Genomic DNA, 16,340 nt, shown 5'->3' with positions numbered 1-16,340 from the left:
AAATAGTGTAGTGTCCTATTTGCGTGTTCAAATATAATAATGGTATAGAAAAAGGAGTTGAAAGGCAAACTGCCTATCAACTCCAAATATCGTAGCACCTTAAAAGTCAGTTTAGCCATTGATTTGGTCGTTAACTTCATCTTCGAAGTTCTTCTTTTCAACTTCGATACCTTCGCCAACTTCGTAACGGACAAAGCTCTTCAGCTTGCCGCCCTTTGAAGCAACGTATTGGCTAACGGTTTGGTCAGAATCCATGACAAATTCTTGGTCAGCAAGACTAATCTCTGACAAGAATTTACGCAGACGGCCTTCGACCATCTTTTCAACGATCTTTTCAGGCTTGCCTTCGTTTAAGGCTTCCTTCTTCAAAACTTCGCGTTCGTGATCCAAACGAGCTGCAGGAATGTCATCACGAGAAACGAATTCTGGGTTAACGGCTGCAACGTGCATAGCAACGTTCTTGGCAACACTAGCATCGGCACCTTCAAGAACGACTAAAGAAGCAATTTGACCACCGTTATGAAGGTAAGCACCAAAGACTTCGTTATCATTCTTTTCAACAACTTGGAAACGACGAAGTGACGTGTGTTCTGAAGTGACTTGCGTCTGTTCGATAATCATTTCGTTGATGGTTTGACCAGCATCGTTCTTCAATGCTAAGGCAGCATCCATATCAGCTGGCTTGTTAGCAGCAATCAGATCAGTGATGGTCTTAACCAAGTTCTTGAACCGGTCGTTAGAAGCCACGAAATCAGTTTCAGAGTTAATTTCGGTAATGGCAGCCACGTTGCCGTTTTCAACGATGTCAGCTAAACCGTTAGCAGCCACGTTGCTGCTCTTCTTTTCAGCTTTAGCAATTCCCTTTTCACGCAGGAAATCAACTGCCTTATCTGTGTCGCCATCAGTAGCAACGAGAGCTTTCTTAGCGTCCATCATACCAACGCTAGTCTTGTCACGAAGTTCCTTAACCATTTTTGCAGTAATTTTTGCCATGTTATGGCCTCCTTAATGAATTAAAAATAAGTCGCATCACACCAACACAAAAGGCTGGCCTGAAAATAATCAGGCCTCGCGGGTCCACATTTTCAAGCCAGCCTAAGCACTGATGGTTTTTAACAAATGTTATAAACTATTTAGCAGCGTTTTCTGAAGCGTCTTTGCTGTCAGCAGCATCTTTGTCAGCATCTGCTTGAGCAGCTTCGTCTTCACCTTGACGGCCTTCGATAACGGCATCGGCCATCTTGCTTGTGATCAAGCGGACGGCACGAATAGCATCATCGTTAGAAGGAATGATGACGTCGATATCGTCTGGGTCGGTGTTAGTATCAACCATAGCAACGATTGGGATGTTCAGCTTTTGAGCTTCCTTAACGGCAATCTGTTCCTTACGAGGGTCAACAACAAACATGACGTCAGGGATCTTAGGCATATCTTCGATACCGCCTAAGAACCGTTCCAACTTGTCAGTTGACTTCTTCAGTAAAGAAACTTCCTTCTTTGGCAGACGATCAAAAGTACCATCGGTTGCCATCTTCTTAAGATCCTTCAAACGCTTGATACGAGTTTGAATGGTTTCCCAGTTAGTCAAAGTCCCACCTAACCAACGGTGGTTAACGTAGTATTGACCGGCACGGGTAGCTTCTTCTTCAATCGAATCTTGAGCTTGCTTCTTAGTACCAACGAAAAGTACGACCGCACCCTTAGATGCTTCATCCTTAACGAAGTTGTAGGCAACGTCGATCAACTTAACCGTCTTTTGTAAGTCAATAATGTAGATCCCGTTACGTTCAGTGAAGATGTAATTCTTCATTTTAGGGTTCCAGCGACGAGTTTGGTGACCAAAGTGGACACCTGCTTCAAGTAATTGTTTCATTGTAATAACAGCCATGAAATAGCCTCCATCAAAGTTTTTTTCCTCCCCTGAGGTCATCTATACTAAGAACTCTTACGAGCACTGCTTAGTATATTACTCAGAGTGTGAATTGTGGTAATCAGCCGAAAGTTAGTATACTCGTTTTATACGTTCATAGCAACCCTTAGCCACACTTTAAATAAAAAATATTTGAAATAAATGTTACATTCGTGTTACACTACACTTCGCAGAACTTCGAGGAGGAAACGACTATGCTTAAAGCCATCGTTTTTGATCTTGACGATACACTCTATGATCAACAACGACCGTTTCAGCAAGCACTACTTTCAGTCTGGAACGACCCAGCGGTTTCCGGTCACGTGCTGACCGACCTTTTTAAGGTCTTTAAGCACATGAATGATCGCGTCGCAAACTTAGAAACATTGACGATGAACCGTGTTTTCGACCGTCTAAATGACGTGTTATCACAGCATGAACTGCCAACTTTAGCCAACTCAGTTTGGCTGGCCTTTTGCGATCATTATCACGCAGAAGCCCAAAAAATTACTTTATTTTCAGATATTCAGGCGCAATTGCCACTTTTGAAAGATCACTATGAGTTGGGCGTGATCACTAACGGTGAAAGTGCCACTCAGTCCGAAAAGGTCGCCCATCTGGACTTGCAACGCTGGATCAAAAAGGAAAACGTTGTGATTTCAGACGAGGTTGGCTTACGCAAACCGGATCCGCGAATCTTCACCCACTTTAACCGGCTTATGAATTTACAAGCTAATGAAGTTGTTTACATCGGTGATAATTTTAAACGAGACATGGTTGGTGCAAAAAAAGCCGGCTGGCACGCTTTTTGGTTTAACCATCGGCATTTAGAGATGCCTAAATCAGAGTTTATTCCTGATCAAACGGTTGAATCACCCACTGAACTGGCTGAATTATTACAAGCCATGACCGTGACGAATTACTAGTCAGTAGATTAGCTGCGTTTGATGTGATAATCAAAATAGCTCACAAAATCTTAATTGATTTTGTGAGCTATTTTTTTGCTGACCCCACTTATTTTCGATAAACTGCGAACAACGATCCGATTGAGTCCAATAACATGATGATGGCCATCATCCACATGGCAGCCATATTATTCATACTGATCAGGAAACCAATTAAGATGATATTTAAAACTAGCAATAGCCACAAAAAGCCTTTAGACATCATACTCATCTCCTCTTCCCTCTTTCTACTGTTATATTATAGTATAAATTGTTTAGGCGTTCCTTAAAAATATTATATTTTACACAATTGCGGTATAATAGAGGCAAATATGAGAGGAGAATCGCAATGAGTAAAGAAATCTATCATAACTATTTTTTTGACGAACCTGCATTTAACACTCATGACGGGGGTTACGTACCGCTTGAAGTCGCTGATGCGCCTGAAAAGCCACTGGCAATCCCAGCTCTACTAAAACCCGATAAAGAAACGGATACCGATATCTGGTACACCGTGACGGCTCAAGCCGGTGAAACCCAGATTTTGCCGGGTCAAAAGACCAAGACTTGGGGCTACAATGCAACCATCCTGGGTCAGACAATTATCTATCCCGTTGGTAAACACATTCACGTTGCTTTGGAAAACCACCTGTCAGAATTAACCACTTTTCACTGGCACGGCCTGATTGTTTCTGGTCCGTACGTTGACGGTGGCTGCCACGCACCCGTCTATCCGGGTGAGACCAAGCACATTGATTTCACCTTGGATCAACCCGCTGCGACAACTTGGCTGCACGCTCATCCGTGCCCATCGACTGCTGAACAGGTCTGGCATGGTCTGGCAACCATGGTACTGGTCAAAGACGATCACATTAACAGTCTGCCTTTACCGCATAATTACGGTGTGGACGATATTCCACTGGTCCTTCAAGACCGTCGTTTCCACGAAAATAATCAACTGGATTACCATGCTGATTACGACCCAGATGGTGTTCAAGGTCCAACTGCCATGATCAACGGCACCGTCAACCCTGTTTTTGACGTAACCACACAAAAGATTCGGCTGCGGATTCTCGATGGTGCTAACCGTCGCGAATGGCGCCTGCATTTTTCCGACGACCTTAAGTTTGCCCAAATTGGCGGTGACTCAAGTCTCTTGCCTGAACCAGTCTACCTCGACCATTTGATGCTCACCTGCGCTGAACGGGCAGAGATCGTAGTTGATTTTGCCGGCTATCATGATGGTCAGACCGTCACGTTGTTCACCGATGATACCCCAATCGTGAAATTCAAGATTCATCAATTTGCACCTGACAACACCACTTTGCCAGATCACTTATTGACCATTAATAAACCAAAAGTTGATTCTAAAACGCCAATCCGTAAGATCGTGATGAGTGGCATGGACGAAAGCGTCATGATGGACAACAAGAAGTTTAGTATGCAGCGCATCGATGCCACTCAGCCCGTTGGTCAAGCCCAATACTGGGACATTACTAATTCCAACTCACCTGAATCCGGTATGGTCCACCCCTTCCACGTTCACGGGACTGAGTTCTTAGTTATTTCCCGGAACGGTCAGGCGCCGTATCCAAATGAACACGGATTCAAGGATACCGTTGGTGTCAATCCAGGTGAAACTGTTCGGATCCTCGTGCGTTTTGATCTGCCCGGTGTTTATATGTATCACTGCCACATCATTGAACATGAAGACGGCGGCATGATGGCGCAGATTCAAACCTACTATCCTGATAAACCAATGCCAAAATATAAGCTCATGGATATGGATACGTTAATGAATGCCTTTGCCAAAGAACGGGGAATCGATCCTAAAGACCTCTGGATGGCCGGTATGGATTCTTACCGTAAAATGGGCATGAAAATGTAGTTAACCACTGTCCCGCTAAAAATATATGCTTGTAGATAGCAAAAAGCTCTCGATTATTAAAAATCGAGGGCTTTTTACATTCTCAAATCAGTTAATTTTTGACCAATCAATTTCACGGTTATGGGTGTAATACTTGTGATCTTTATCCGTAATCTTGCGCAGAATATGGCACGGATTACCCACTGCAACAACGTTAGCTGGAACGTCTTTGGTCACGATGCTCCCTGCCCCGATCACGCTGTTGTCACCAATGGTGATACCAGGCAAGACGATGACGCCAGCGCCAAACCAGCAGTTACGGCCAATTTTAATGGGTAGATTATATTGATAAGCTTTTTTCCGCAGTTCCGGCAACACTGGATGGGCGGCGGAAGCTAAAGTCACGTTGGGTCCAAACATCGTGTAATCACCAACGTAAATATAAGTATCATCAACTGCTGTTAAATTATAGTTAGCATAAATATGGTCACCAAAATTAAGATGACTGCCACCCCAATTAGAATTTAACGGTGGTTCAATATAACAATCGTCACCGATCTTAGCAAACATTTTTTTGAGCAGTTGCTGCCGCTTTTCGTGTTCGCCAGGCCGTGTTCGGTTGTAGTCGTAGAGTAGTTCCTGAGCAGCTTCCTGCCGCTTTAGAATAGCCTCATCATCTGGTAAGTAAAGATTACCATTGTGCATATCTTCTGTCATGCTTATCCTCCTCATATTGTTATACTAATTATAACAAATTATAAAGCGGTTTCATTGGCTAATTTACGGGAAATAGTGAAAAATGGTGTTCTTCACTGTTATCTAGCCTAATCGGGCTCCAGAAAGGCAACAATCTGCACATAACAAGCTCCCACCAAAACCCAAGTTTGGGGTGCTCGCCACTGTTATCTAGCCTAATCGGGCTCCAAGAAAGGCAACGACCTGCACACAACAGGCGCTTACCCAAAGCCCAAGTTCGGGGTGCTCGCCACTGTTACCTAGCCTAATCGGGCTCCAGAAAGGCAACGACCTGCACACAACAAGCTCCACCCAAAACCCAAGTTCGGGGTTTTCGGTGGAGCTTGTTGTGCTACGGTCGTTAAACGCCTTTCTTGCGCACCTTAACCAATTGACCCTTCCATCTCAAAACTAATCAGACGGTTCAGTTCAACGGCATATTCCATTGGTAGCTGCTTCGTAAATGGTTCCACGAAGCCCATGATGATCATTTCAGTCGCCTTTGACTCCGAGATCCCTCTCGACATCAGATAGTACAGCTGTTCTTCTGAAATCTTTGACACCTTAGCTTCATGTTCCATCGCAACCTTACCATTATAGATTTCGTTATACGGAATCGTATTTGATGACGATTCATCATCCATAATAATCGTGTCACACTCAACGTGAGCCTTAGAACCATCCGACTTAGGCGTGAAACGCACCGTCCCACGGTAATCAGTTGAACCACCAGTCTTGGCAATTGATTTCGACACAATTGAGCTCGACGTATTCGGCGCATTATGGATCATCCGGGCACCTGAGTCTTGGTGAATCCCATTAGAAGCAACGGCAATCGACAGCATCGTCCCACGAGCACCTTCACCATCGAGATAAACGCTTGGGTACTTCATTGTCACCTTAGACCCCAGGTTACCATCGACCCATTCCATCGTGGCATTCTCTTGGGCACAGGCCCGCTTCGTTTCCAGACTGTAAACGTTGTTGGACCAGTTTTGAATGGTCGTGTAACGGCAGTAAGCGTCTTTAGCAACGTTAACTTCAACCACCGCGGCATGCAAACTATCTGAAGAATAGTTAGGCGCGGTACAGCCTTCAACGTAATCAATTTTAGCCCCTTCATCAACAATGATCAGAGTACGTTCAAATTGACCAGAATTTTCAGCATTCAATCGGAAGTAAGCCTGAATTGGGGTCTTAGTTTGAACACCCTTTGGAACGTAGATGAATGAACCGCCTGACCAAACAGCCCCGTTTAAAGCCGCGAATTTATTATCAGTTGGTTTGACTAACTTGCCAAACCACTTCTTAAACAGTTCTGGATATTCCCGCAATGCGGTATCCGTATCGGTGAAAATGATTCCCAGTTTGGCGAAATCGTTACGCATATTATGATAAACCACTTCGGACTCGTACTGAGCCGATGATCCAGCCAAGTATTTCCGTTCCGCTTCTGGTACACCTAACCGGTCGAAGGTCTTCTTTAAATCATCCGGCACATCTTTCCAGTCCCGGTATTTTTTATCGGTCATTTTTTGATAATACAGCATATTCTTTAAATCAAGTTCGCTCAAATCGGGACCATAATCTGGCATTGGTAATTTCTTGTAAGCCTCGTAAGACTTCAAGCGGTAATCCAGCATCCATTTTGGTTCCTTTTTTTCAGCAGAAATTTTACGAACCGTTTCCTCTGTCAGTCCACGGCCAGTTGAGTACGCTGGTTTAACATCATCGTGGAATCCATATTCATAATCTTGGTCTTTGGCAACAATGTCTGGGACATCTTCTGCAGTTTTTCCTTTTGCCATACGTTATTCCCCCTTATCAGAATCATCAGAATCGACACTACCATCCGGCTGCTTCAACAGTGCCCGTTGCAGTGCCCACCACGACAACGTGGCACACTTGATCCGTGCTGGGAACGTCATGACGTTGCTCAAAATAGCAGCGTCCTGCAGTTCATCTAAATCAGCTTGCGGGTGCTTCTTACCCATGACCATGTCTGAAAAAGTCTTGGCCATGTGCAGTGCCTGTTCTTTGGACTTGCCCATCACAGCGTCCGTCATCATGCTGGCACTGGATTGGCTGATCGTACAGCCGTCACCGGTAAACCCAATATCCTTGATCTTATCGTGGTCGTCCAGATCAATATCCAGATTGATCACATCGCCGCAGGTCGGGTTTTTTAACGTGATCTTATGCGTTGCGTCTGGTAACGCGTGCTTGTGATGCGGATGATCCGAATGATCCAAAATGACTTCGCGATATAAACTATTTAGTCTTTCTAGACCCATGATTGAAGAACTCCTTTGTCTCTTGAATTGCCACCAGCAAGCGATCAGCATCCGCTTGGGTGTTATATAGATAGAAACTTGCACGGGCAGTCGCCGTTAAACCTAAATACGTCATTAGCGGCTGTGCACAATGGTGACCCGCTCGAACGGCGACCCCTTCCATGTCTAAGGCCGTGGCCACATCATGCGGATGTAAATTTTCGAGGTTAAAGGCAATGACCCCAGTATGCTTAGCCGGATCTTGTGGTCCGTAAACTTGAACACCGTCAATCGCTTCCATTTTTGGTAAGAGGTAATTGACTAATTGCTGTTCGTGTTCATGTACGGCATCCATACCGATGCCAGTCAAATAATCAACGGCAGCGCCTAAGCCCACCGCACCGGCGATGTTTTGCGTTCCGGCTTCAAACTTATAGGGTAACTCGGCCCAAGTACTATCCTGTTCATGCACGAAACCAATCATTTCACCGCCGTACTGATAAGGTGGCATTGCTTCCAATAATTGACGCTTGCCGTATAAAATACCGATCCCGGTAGGCCCCATCATTTTATGCCCGGAAAACGCGTAGAAGTCAACGTCGAGATCTTGCACGTCAACGGCCATGTGGGGTACCGCCTGAGCACCGTCACCAACGAAGATGGCACCGTGCTGATGGGCCAATTTAGCCAGTTGCTTGATTGGATTGACCGTACCCATGACGTTTGAGGCATGCGCCACGGCCACGATCTTGGTTTTATCGGTAATCAGCTGAGCGGCTTCGTCCAAATCAAGTTCACCATCAGCCGTTAAATGAATGTACTTTAACGTGGCGCCCTTGCGATTAGCCAATTGCTGCCAGGGAATCAGATTACTGTGATGTTCCATAATGGAGATCACGATCTCATCGCCGGCCGAGATATTGGCTTCACCGTAAGTGCTGGCAACAAGGTTCAACCCGTCGGTACAGCCCTTCGTGAAGATCACTTCTTCAGGTTCCGGTGCGTTAATGAATTTTTGCACTTTGCGACGAGCGGCTTCATAATCAGCAGTTGCCCGTTCAGCTAAGGTATGCACACCCCGATGGACGTTGGCATTATCAGTTTGATAAAAATGGGTCAACGCTTTGATCACTTGATTAGGTCGTTGTGCAGTAGCGGCGTTATCGAGATACACCAACCGTTCATCGTTGACCTTTTGATTCAGAATTGGAAAATCATTCATTACTTTGTTTAAAGTGCTGTCCATCCTCGATCTTCCTTTCAATCACATCAATCATTTCTTGACGAACTTCCGGCAACGGAATCTCTTCTAGTACGGGGCCTAAGAATCCCCGAATAACTAATCGCTGAGCCAGTTCCTTATCGATCCCACGGCTCATCAAGTAGTACATCTGGTTTTCATCAACTTGCCCAACACTAGCAGCGTGACCGGCAATCACATCGTTTTCATCAATTAACAAGATTGGGTTAGCGTCACCGTGTGCCTGGTCTGACATCATCAAGACCCGGTTTTCTTGTTCCGCGTTGGCACCGGAAGCGCCATGAATAATGTTACCGATCCCGTTAAAGATCAGTTCGGATTTTTCCAGTAGGACCCCGCGTTGTGAGATGTTAGCGGTAGTATGTTTACCAATATTAACTACCCGATTATTGATCCCATTAGATTGCTTGCCAGTAGTAACGGCAATGACTTTCGATTCTGAATGGGACCCTTCACCGACTAGTTCACTGGTGATATCACCTAATGTATTTTGCTCATTAACGATACCAACAGCCCAGTCAAACCGCGCGTTTTCACTGAGGTGTGCCCGCCGATGCAGAAATGAATAAGTATTTTTACCTAATTCATCCACACTGGAGAAGTGCACGTGGCTGTCAGGCTGACTCATCACTTCAACCATGCAGTGCGCCGCGTTATCAACGTCACCCTTAGTGTTCAAATGCTGAATAAAAGAGAACTGACTGCCTTCATCGGCAATGATCAACACGTGCGAGACCATGGCCTGCTTTACCGTACTGTCTTGAATCAAATAAACTTCGATTGGCTGTTTGATTTCAACACCCTTAGGAACGTATAAAAACACTCCTGAATTTAAAAAGGCTTGCTGGTAAGCAGTTAATTTATTTTCGTTAAATTTAGTGACCTTAGTCATAAAATACTTCTGCGTTAATTCTGGATAATCCCTAAATGCACTGAAAATATCCGTTAAAATAACACCCTGTTTGGATAATTCAGTTGGGACATTCACCGCCACGGTCGTCTGGCCAACTTGAACAAACCGGATTTGACCTTTAGATCGCGGTAGATCATTAGCTAGTGAAGTATCTGACTTTCTAAAGTTCAGATCCGTGTTATCCATTAACGGCCAGCGGTGAAAGTCATAGCGTTTCACTTCTGGCAACGCAAGCTCTTGCATGGCATCAACCGCGTCGAGACGGCGTTGCACGAACCAGTCTGGCTCGCCGTGCGCGTCAGCAGCAGTTTTGACTGCAGTTTTTATTGCTTCATAATCCTGAACGGCACTTATCAAAACGATCCCTCCTTAACGGTTATCATCAACCAAATTAACGTGTAACCCTAATTCGTCACGTAGACCAGCATAACCTTCTTTTTCAAGTTTCTTGGCAAGGTCAGCATCACCGGATTTAACGATCTGGCCATCCATCATCACGTGGACAACATCTGGCACGATGTAGTTCAAAAGCCGTTGGTAGTGGGTAATGATCAATGAACCGAAGTCATCGCCACGCATTGAGTTAACACCCTTAGAAACCACTTGTAACGCATCAATATCCAAGCCGGAATCAATTTCATCCAGTAAGGCAAAAGATGGCTTGATCATTAATAATTGTAAAATCTCGTTACGTTTCTTTTCACCGCCAGAGAAGCCTTCGTTTAAGTAGCGTTCCGTCATTTCTTTACTCATATCGAGTAATTCCAAGTTTTTATCCAATTCCTTTAAGAAGGCCATGACTGAAATTTGATCATCTTCTGGTCGCCGGGCGTTAATCGCTGCCCGCAAAAATTCGGCGTTGGTTACACCCTTGATCTCAGCTGGATACTGCATCCCTAAGAACAAGCCCTTACGCGCCCGTTCATCGACTGGCATGCCTAAAATACTGTCACCGTTTAATAAGATGTCGCCCTGAGTAACGTGATAGGCGCTATTACCCATGATAGTCTGTGCCAGCGTTGATTTACCGGTTCCGTTCGGTCCCATAATGGCGTGAATTTCACCAGTTTTCATTGTCAGATTTACACCCTTCAAAATTTCTCGGGTCTGATCCTTCTCTTCTTTAACTTCAACGTGCAGATCCTTCACTTCAAGTGTCGCCATATCAATCATCCTCCACGAAATTATTATCGCCGGAATATTGCCTTGATCAATACTACAATTATTCCTATGCGAATATTGTTCATTACACTTATAAAGTATAGTTGTTTTCCCACCCGATTCAAACTGGTAAAGACCCTTAAATCAAAAAAGATACCTAAAAATTTCATATTATGTGCTACTATAGGGGAAAAGATATTCTTTTATGAATACGCTTACTTAAGTGATATTAGAATATTACTCGGTACACCTTGAAAGGGAGGTCGGTGATCATGAATCACTTCATGATTAAACAATTCAATGGTCTTGACGATGCCACCACGCAACGGCTGCATAGTCTAGGACTGCAGGTGGGCAGTGACGTTACCGCTGTTCGCTTCTACCCGTTTCATGGTCCGGTCATTATTCAAGTTGATCAGCAAAAGATCGGTATTCGCTACCGGGTATTTAAACAGCTCACGGGAGGTGACCTCTCTTGACGACCGTCGCCCTGCTTGGCAATCCCAATACTGGGAAAACCACTCTGTTCAATGAATTAACTGACAAATACGCCTACGTGGGTAATTGGACCGGCGTCACCGTGGAAAAAAAGGTTGGCCAGATTCGCCATTCCAATACCGAAGTGATCGATCTGCCCGGCGTTTATTCTTTGAGTCCCATTACTAAGGATGAATCAGTTGTCACTAATTATTTGCTGCGAGACTCACCTGACCTAATTTTAAACGTCACTAACGCCAGTCAGCTAAAACGTAATCTCTTACTTTCAGTTGAGGTGTTGGAATTGGGTGTTCCCGTTATTATCACCCTTAACATGATTGATGATTTAAAGCGCAGCGGACACTACTATGATTTAAAAACCTTATCAACTGAATTAGGCTGTCCTGTCCGAACGAGTAACGCACGAAATAAGGAGGGCCTACCGCAATTAAAAGCGGATTTAGTCCAAAATCAGGCTGATATTCAGCCCAATTCACCATTACAATTAAATTACCCGATCATGGTCAGCCAAGCGATCCGGCAAGCGGCTAAAGCATTAACCACCGATTATCAGATCGACGCTAAGTTTGCTCACTGGCTGGCAATTCAATACATTAATGATAATAAAGTCGTTCGCAAATATGCCGTGAAGAACCACTTAAAGCCGCTATTATCCCAGCAAGCTTACTATGACGCGCAAAAGTTTGCCGACCAGATCTTTGAAACGCGGCTTTCCTTTATTGAAACCACACTGGCCAATGCGACTGAACAGCTGCATTCCACTAAACACGTGGCCATGACGTCTAAGATCGATAAGGTCGTGACCAACCCAATCCTGGGTTTACCAATTTTTGTGGGCATCTTTTTCCTGATGTTTAAATTCTCGTTTGACTGGGTCGGTACCCCCTTATCGCACCAATTAGACAAGTTATTATCCGGACCAATTTCAACTTGGGCCAATCAGTTTTTGACTCAGGTCGGTGCCTTGCCGATGCTGCGATCCCTGATCGTCAACGGCTTAATCGCTGGTGTTGGTGGCGTTTTGACTTTCATTCCACAAATTTTCGCACTGTTCGCCTGTATTTCCATTCTGGAAGATTCCGGCTACATGGCCCGTGCTGCGCTGGTCACCGACCGCATTATGGAAATGATCGGCTTAAACGGCAAAGCCTTCATTCCATTGATCATCGGCTTTGGCTGCAACGTTACGGGGATCATGGCGGCCCGCACCATTGAACAGCCGAAAGAACGCCTCATTACCACGCTGATCACGCCGTTTATGAGCTGCTCGGCCCGGCTGCCCATCTATAGTTTATTCGTGGCCGCCCTCTTTCCGCGACATCAAGCCGTAATCGTGTTGTCGCTTTACTTTTTAGGTATCGTGGTCGCTTTGTTAATGGCCAAGTTTTACCACGTGATCTTCAGAGCCAAGGAAAATTCCGTTTTCATCGTGGAATTACCGCAATATCACATTCCAAAACTAAGCATTGTTTGGCACGGTACTTGGGACAAGGGTAAGGGCTTCATTAAAAAAGCCGGCACGATTATTTTCGCCGGTACCGTATTGATCTGGCTACTGTCAAACTTTAACGCTCACGGCTATGTTACCCAGATCGACCACAGTTTTGCGGCTAGTCTGGGGCAGATCCTGTTACCGATCTTTAGACCCATTGGGATTACCACTTGGCAGCCGATCAGTGCTTTGCTGACCGGTGTGCTGGCAAAAGAAGTTATCAGCTCCAGCATGATGGTGCTGTTCCACACCGCCAACCAAGGGGCGCTGATCGGCATGATCGGTGGCAGCTTTACCGCTCTATCAGCATATGCACTATTAGTTTTTGTTCTGCTATACATTCCCTGCTTCGCCACGATTGGGACGATCAAATCCGAAACTGGTTCGGCTAAGTGGGCTGCTTATTCCGTAGTTTCAAGTTTAGTTATCAGTTACGGACTTGCCTTTCTCATCTTTCAAATTGGTTCATTATTCACTTGAAAAGAGGTCATCATTCATGGGATTATTCATTAATATCATTATTATTGCTGCTATCATTGGTCTAGCCGGTTATCAAATTTACCGAGCCGTTAAGCGTTCCAAACAAGGTGAATGTGCTGCCTGCGACTATGACTGTGAAGCTAAAAAGCTGTTAAATAAATCAAAGAAACGGGCACTTTAAGTTAAGTTGCCTAAATCACCAAATTAAAAGGCCTGCCAAAGAATGGATTCTGAAATTCTTTGGCAGGCCTTATTTTTGTATCATGCAATAATCAATAGATCAGTCTAATTGCCATTCCCAATTACTGCACGTCATACTGTTTTAAATAAGCACTTAACGGCTGCAAGTTTTGTGCGTAATAGCGTTTTTTAAAAGTCGCGATCGTTTCAGCATCAAACTGATCCGGATCCAGCGTTAATTTTTCAACTGGAATCGGCCGTTCATTAGTCATTCGAATATCGATCAATACCGGTTTGCCGGACTGCGAAAGTTTTAGGGCTTGATCAAAGGCATCGGCAACCTCACTGATCTTAGTCACCGTGATACCAGTCATGCCTTGCGCTTCCGCAACCTTGGCAAAATCAGTCTGTGGCAGACTGATACCAAACCACTCCTGACCGTCATCTTCCTGCTCATCTTCAATGTAGCCTAACGCCAGATTAGTGAAAACAACGTTAATGATCGGTAAGCCATACGTAACTTCGGTAGCCAGATCCTGCATCACCATGGCTGCCGCCCCATCACCAACTAGGTTAAAGACTTGGCGCTGAGGGTAATTCAGCTGTGCAGCAATCGCACCTGGCAGACCGACACCCATCGTCGCAAATAGACCAGAAGTGATCCAGGGTTGCTGCCCGTTGACCTTTAACAGCCGAACCGCATTTTGCGTTACATCCCCAACGTCAATGGAAAAAATGGCGTCATCCGTGGCAATTCGGTTGATCTGCTTAAACGCCGGCTCGAACCGGAGATTGCCCTCCGCACGGTTCATCATTTCATCATTATATTGGTGCCAGTTGGCGACATTCATCACATTGGCTGCGTACCACGGCGAAACCGGTGCCTTCTCGCCAAGGTCTAACAAGCGTTGCAACGTTTGTTTCGCGTCAGCCAAAATAGCCACATCCGTATGGTGCCGTTTGCCCAAAATCTGTGGGTTCGTATCCACTTGAACAAACTTGATGTTCGGCTTGAACATCGCTTCAGCAAACGGATAGTTGGAACCAACAAATAACAAGAGATCCGTTTCCTTTAGCGCTTCATTTGCTGGTTTGGAAGCTACTCTCGCAGCTGAGCCCAATAAAGCCTCAAAGTTATAAGGAATGATCTCCTTTCCTAACGCGGTGGTGATAATGGGTACCTGAAACTTTTGCGCAAATGCCATCACTTCATCCGCAGCGCCAATGGTCCCTTGACCGACATAGATCAACGGTTTCTTCGCCTGTTTCAGTAACGCTAAAATCTGCTCAATTTGGTCATCGGCTGGCGGTGCCAACTGTGGCCGCGCAAAGTTCGCCGCGGAACTGTAGTAGCCAGCCGCTGGAATCGGCTTGTTCGCTAAATCGTTAGGAATCGTCACAAAGGCTGGTCCGTGTTGAGCAAACGCCCGCCGAATCGCTTCATCAATGACGTGGGGCAAACTTTCTGCCGTGGTCACCGTCCGCGCGTACACCCCTGGATCGTTGAACCAAGGGTCTTCATCAAACTCCTGGAAGAAGTCTTGGTTCATGAGTGCTTGGGGATTTTGACCGATCAAAAATAAGACGGGTACCTTATCCGCCATAGCATCATAGGCGCCCTGATATAAGTGGGTTGCCCCGGGTCCCGCTGAACCAAACGCCACCCCGATATGCCCCGTTAACTTCGTATCCGCCACAGCCGCCAAGGCCCCCACCTCTTCATGGCGAACGTGGATGTACTTAATGCGTTCCTGCTCCTGGTCTAAGGCGTACATCAAATTATTGATCGTACCACCGGGAATCCCATAGATATGATCAACGTGCCAGCTTTCCAACGTCTTGAGGGCTGCTATGCCCGAATTAATGGTCTCTGCCATCGTAATTTCCTCCTCCAAAAAAAGAATAGTAAGATTAATTTTGGCTTAATATTTTAAGCGTCATTATCATAGAACGACCCCAATTTAATAGCAATTAACTTGACTTGGTAAACTGAATTAGTCTGCAATAATCAAATAGGGGCTATAATTGAAGTACTAAAATTAACAGAATAAGGTGATCAGCATGACTAAAATCGACAAACGAACGTTAAAGACTAGGACTAAGATTGAAACCGCCATGGTCACACTGTGTCAAAACCAGGTCAGTTTTGCCGCAGTAACCGCCCCTAAAGTTGCCGCCACTGCTGGCATTTCCCGCCAAACGTTCTACCGCTACTATCTAACTCCTAAACAGGTGATCACCAACTTGATTGAACGGCATTTGAACGAGTTTTTAAAAACCTTTCGGCTGCAAAACCTCACCGCGCGAAAAATGGTCCTTCAATTAATGACGATCTGGCAGGGCCGCACGACCGTTTTAGAATTAGTCGAATGGTCGGATTCCCGTTATGAATTTATTCGTGCGCTAGCCCAGTTCAACCAGCAAATTGCCACCCAAAACCAGGTTAACTTGATCAACGAACAAACGGTCTGCAACGTTTACGCCGCCGCAACCTATATGCTGTTACGGGATTACGTTTTAAAAAACCGGTGGACCCAAGAACAGGCCACCGATTTACTACTGCATTTAACTAATAACATGGATCAAATCTTCTAACTTCTGCGACAATCTGTGACAATCGGTCCATA

General features: G+C 45.2%; 16 protein-coding genes. 6 read left to right on the top strand and 10 right to left on the bottom strand.

Annotated elements, in window-relative coordinates; translation table 11 throughout:
* Positions 1-111: 111 nt before the first annotated feature.
* Positions 112-993 (bottom strand): translation elongation factor Ts, encoded by an 882-nt coding sequence (gene tsf / locus FFM73_RS03595; RefSeq protein ID WP_137630415.1) that lies wholly within the window; start codon positions 991-993, stop codon positions 112-114.
* Between the two features lie 136 nt (positions 994-1,129).
* Complete coding sequence (gene rpsB, locus FFM73_RS03590; RefSeq protein ID WP_137630414.1) at positions 1,130-1,888, bottom strand: 30S ribosomal protein S2; 759 nt, start codon at positions 1,886-1,888, stop codon at positions 1,130-1,132.
* A gap of 236 nt (positions 1,889-2,124) precedes the next feature.
* On the opposite strand from rpsB, the gene FFM73_RS03585 reads away from it, so the two are divergent.
* A complete protein-coding gene (locus FFM73_RS03585; RefSeq protein ID WP_137630413.1) occupies positions 2,125-2,835 on the top strand; it encodes an HAD family hydrolase in 711 nt (236 codons plus the stop codon).
* Positions 2,836-2,923: 88 nt separating this feature from the next.
* On the opposite strand, the gene FFM73_RS12725 is transcribed toward FFM73_RS03585, so the two are convergent.
* Positions 2,924-3,085, bottom strand: a complete 162-nt coding sequence (locus FFM73_RS12725) for a hypothetical protein (RefSeq protein WP_206750969.1) — start codon at positions 3,083-3,085, stop codon at positions 2,924-2,926.
* A 117-nt stretch (positions 3,086-3,202) separates the two neighbouring features.
* Between FFM73_RS12725 and FFM73_RS03580 the strand changes: the two genes are divergently transcribed.
* The gene (locus FFM73_RS03580) at positions 3,203-4,741 is read left to right on the top strand and encodes a multicopper oxidase family protein (RefSeq protein WP_137630412.1); all 1,539 of its coding nucleotides are present in this window, start codon (positions 3,203-3,205) and stop codon (positions 4,739-4,741) included.
* Between the two features lie 87 nt (positions 4,742-4,828).
* Here the strand turns inward: FFM73_RS03580 and FFM73_RS03575 are convergent, their stop codons facing one another.
* The 6 genes from FFM73_RS03575 to sufC form a co-directional block, all read right to left on the bottom strand.
* On the bottom strand, positions 4,829-5,437 hold the full coding sequence (locus FFM73_RS03575; protein WP_198418926.1) for a sugar O-acetyltransferase: 609 nt from the start codon (positions 5,435-5,437) through the stop codon (positions 4,829-4,831).
* Positions 5,438-5,838: 401 nt separating this feature from the next.
* Entirely contained in the window at positions 5,839-7,263 is a 1,425-nt protein-coding gene (sufB, locus tag FFM73_RS03570) for a Fe-S cluster assembly protein SufB (protein ID WP_137630410.1), read from the bottom strand.
* 3 nt (positions 7,264-7,266) lie between these two features.
* Positions 7,267-7,749, bottom strand: a complete 483-nt coding sequence (gene sufU, locus FFM73_RS03565) for a Fe-S cluster assembly sulfur transfer protein SufU (protein ID WP_137630409.1) — start codon at positions 7,747-7,749, stop codon at positions 7,267-7,269.
* The gene (locus tag FFM73_RS03560) at positions 7,727-8,974 is read right to left on the bottom strand and encodes a cysteine desulfurase (protein WP_137630408.1); all 1,248 of its coding nucleotides are present in this window, start codon (positions 8,972-8,974) and stop codon (positions 7,727-7,729) included. The genes sufU and FFM73_RS03560 overlap by 23 nt, the downstream gene beginning before the upstream one ends.
* A complete protein-coding gene (sufD, locus tag FFM73_RS03555) occupies positions 8,943-10,256 on the bottom strand; it encodes a Fe-S cluster assembly protein SufD (protein WP_137630420.1) in 1,314 nt (437 codons plus the stop codon). Before sufD ends, FFM73_RS03560 begins: the two co-directional genes overlap by 32 nt.
* A gap of 15 nt (positions 10,257-10,271) precedes the next feature.
* Entirely contained in the window at positions 10,272-11,066 is a 795-nt protein-coding gene (sufC, locus tag FFM73_RS03550) for a Fe-S cluster assembly ATPase SufC (protein WP_054655474.1), read from the bottom strand.
* Between the two features lie 269 nt (positions 11,067-11,335).
* Between sufC and FFM73_RS03545 the strand changes: the two genes are divergently transcribed.
* Genes FFM73_RS03545 through FFM73_RS03535 form a run of 3 tightly spaced genes read left to right on the top strand, consistent with a single transcriptional unit; the run spans position 11,336 to position 13,714 of the window.
* Complete coding sequence (locus tag FFM73_RS03545) at positions 11,336-11,542, top strand: FeoA family protein (protein WP_137630407.1); 207 nt, start codon at positions 11,336-11,338, stop codon at positions 11,540-11,542.
* Complete coding sequence (gene feoB, locus FFM73_RS03540; protein ID WP_137630406.1) at positions 11,539-13,533, top strand: ferrous iron transport protein B; 1,995 nt, start codon at positions 11,539-11,541, stop codon at positions 13,531-13,533. The genes FFM73_RS03545 and feoB overlap by 4 nt, the downstream gene beginning before the upstream one ends.
* A 16-nt stretch (positions 13,534-13,549) precedes the next feature.
* Positions 13,550-13,714 (top strand): FeoB-associated Cys-rich membrane protein, encoded by a 165-nt coding sequence (locus FFM73_RS03535; protein WP_089136933.1) that lies wholly within the window; start codon positions 13,550-13,552, stop codon positions 13,712-13,714.
* A gap of 121 nt (positions 13,715-13,835) precedes the next feature.
* Here the strand turns inward: FFM73_RS03535 and spxB are convergent, their stop codons facing one another.
* Complete coding sequence (gene spxB, locus FFM73_RS03530) at positions 13,836-15,590, bottom strand: pyruvate oxidase (RefSeq protein WP_171001186.1); 1,755 nt, start codon at positions 15,588-15,590, stop codon at positions 13,836-13,838.
* A 184-nt stretch (positions 15,591-15,774) separates the two neighbouring features.
* Between spxB and FFM73_RS03525 the strand changes: the two genes are divergently transcribed.
* The gene (locus FFM73_RS03525) at positions 15,775-16,308 is read left to right on the top strand and encodes a TetR/AcrR family transcriptional regulator (RefSeq protein WP_137630404.1); all 534 of its coding nucleotides are present in this window, start codon (positions 15,775-15,777) and stop codon (positions 16,306-16,308) included.
* Positions 16,309-16,340: the final 32 nt, after the last annotated feature.

Source organism: Secundilactobacillus hailunensis, from assembly GCF_005405185.1.
GTDB classification, from domain to species: domain Bacteria; phylum Bacillota; class Bacilli; order Lactobacillales; family Lactobacillaceae; genus Secundilactobacillus; species Secundilactobacillus hailunensis.
Note: the sequence above shows the minus strand (reverse complement) of the source record. Positions and strands in the feature narration are given on the sequence as shown.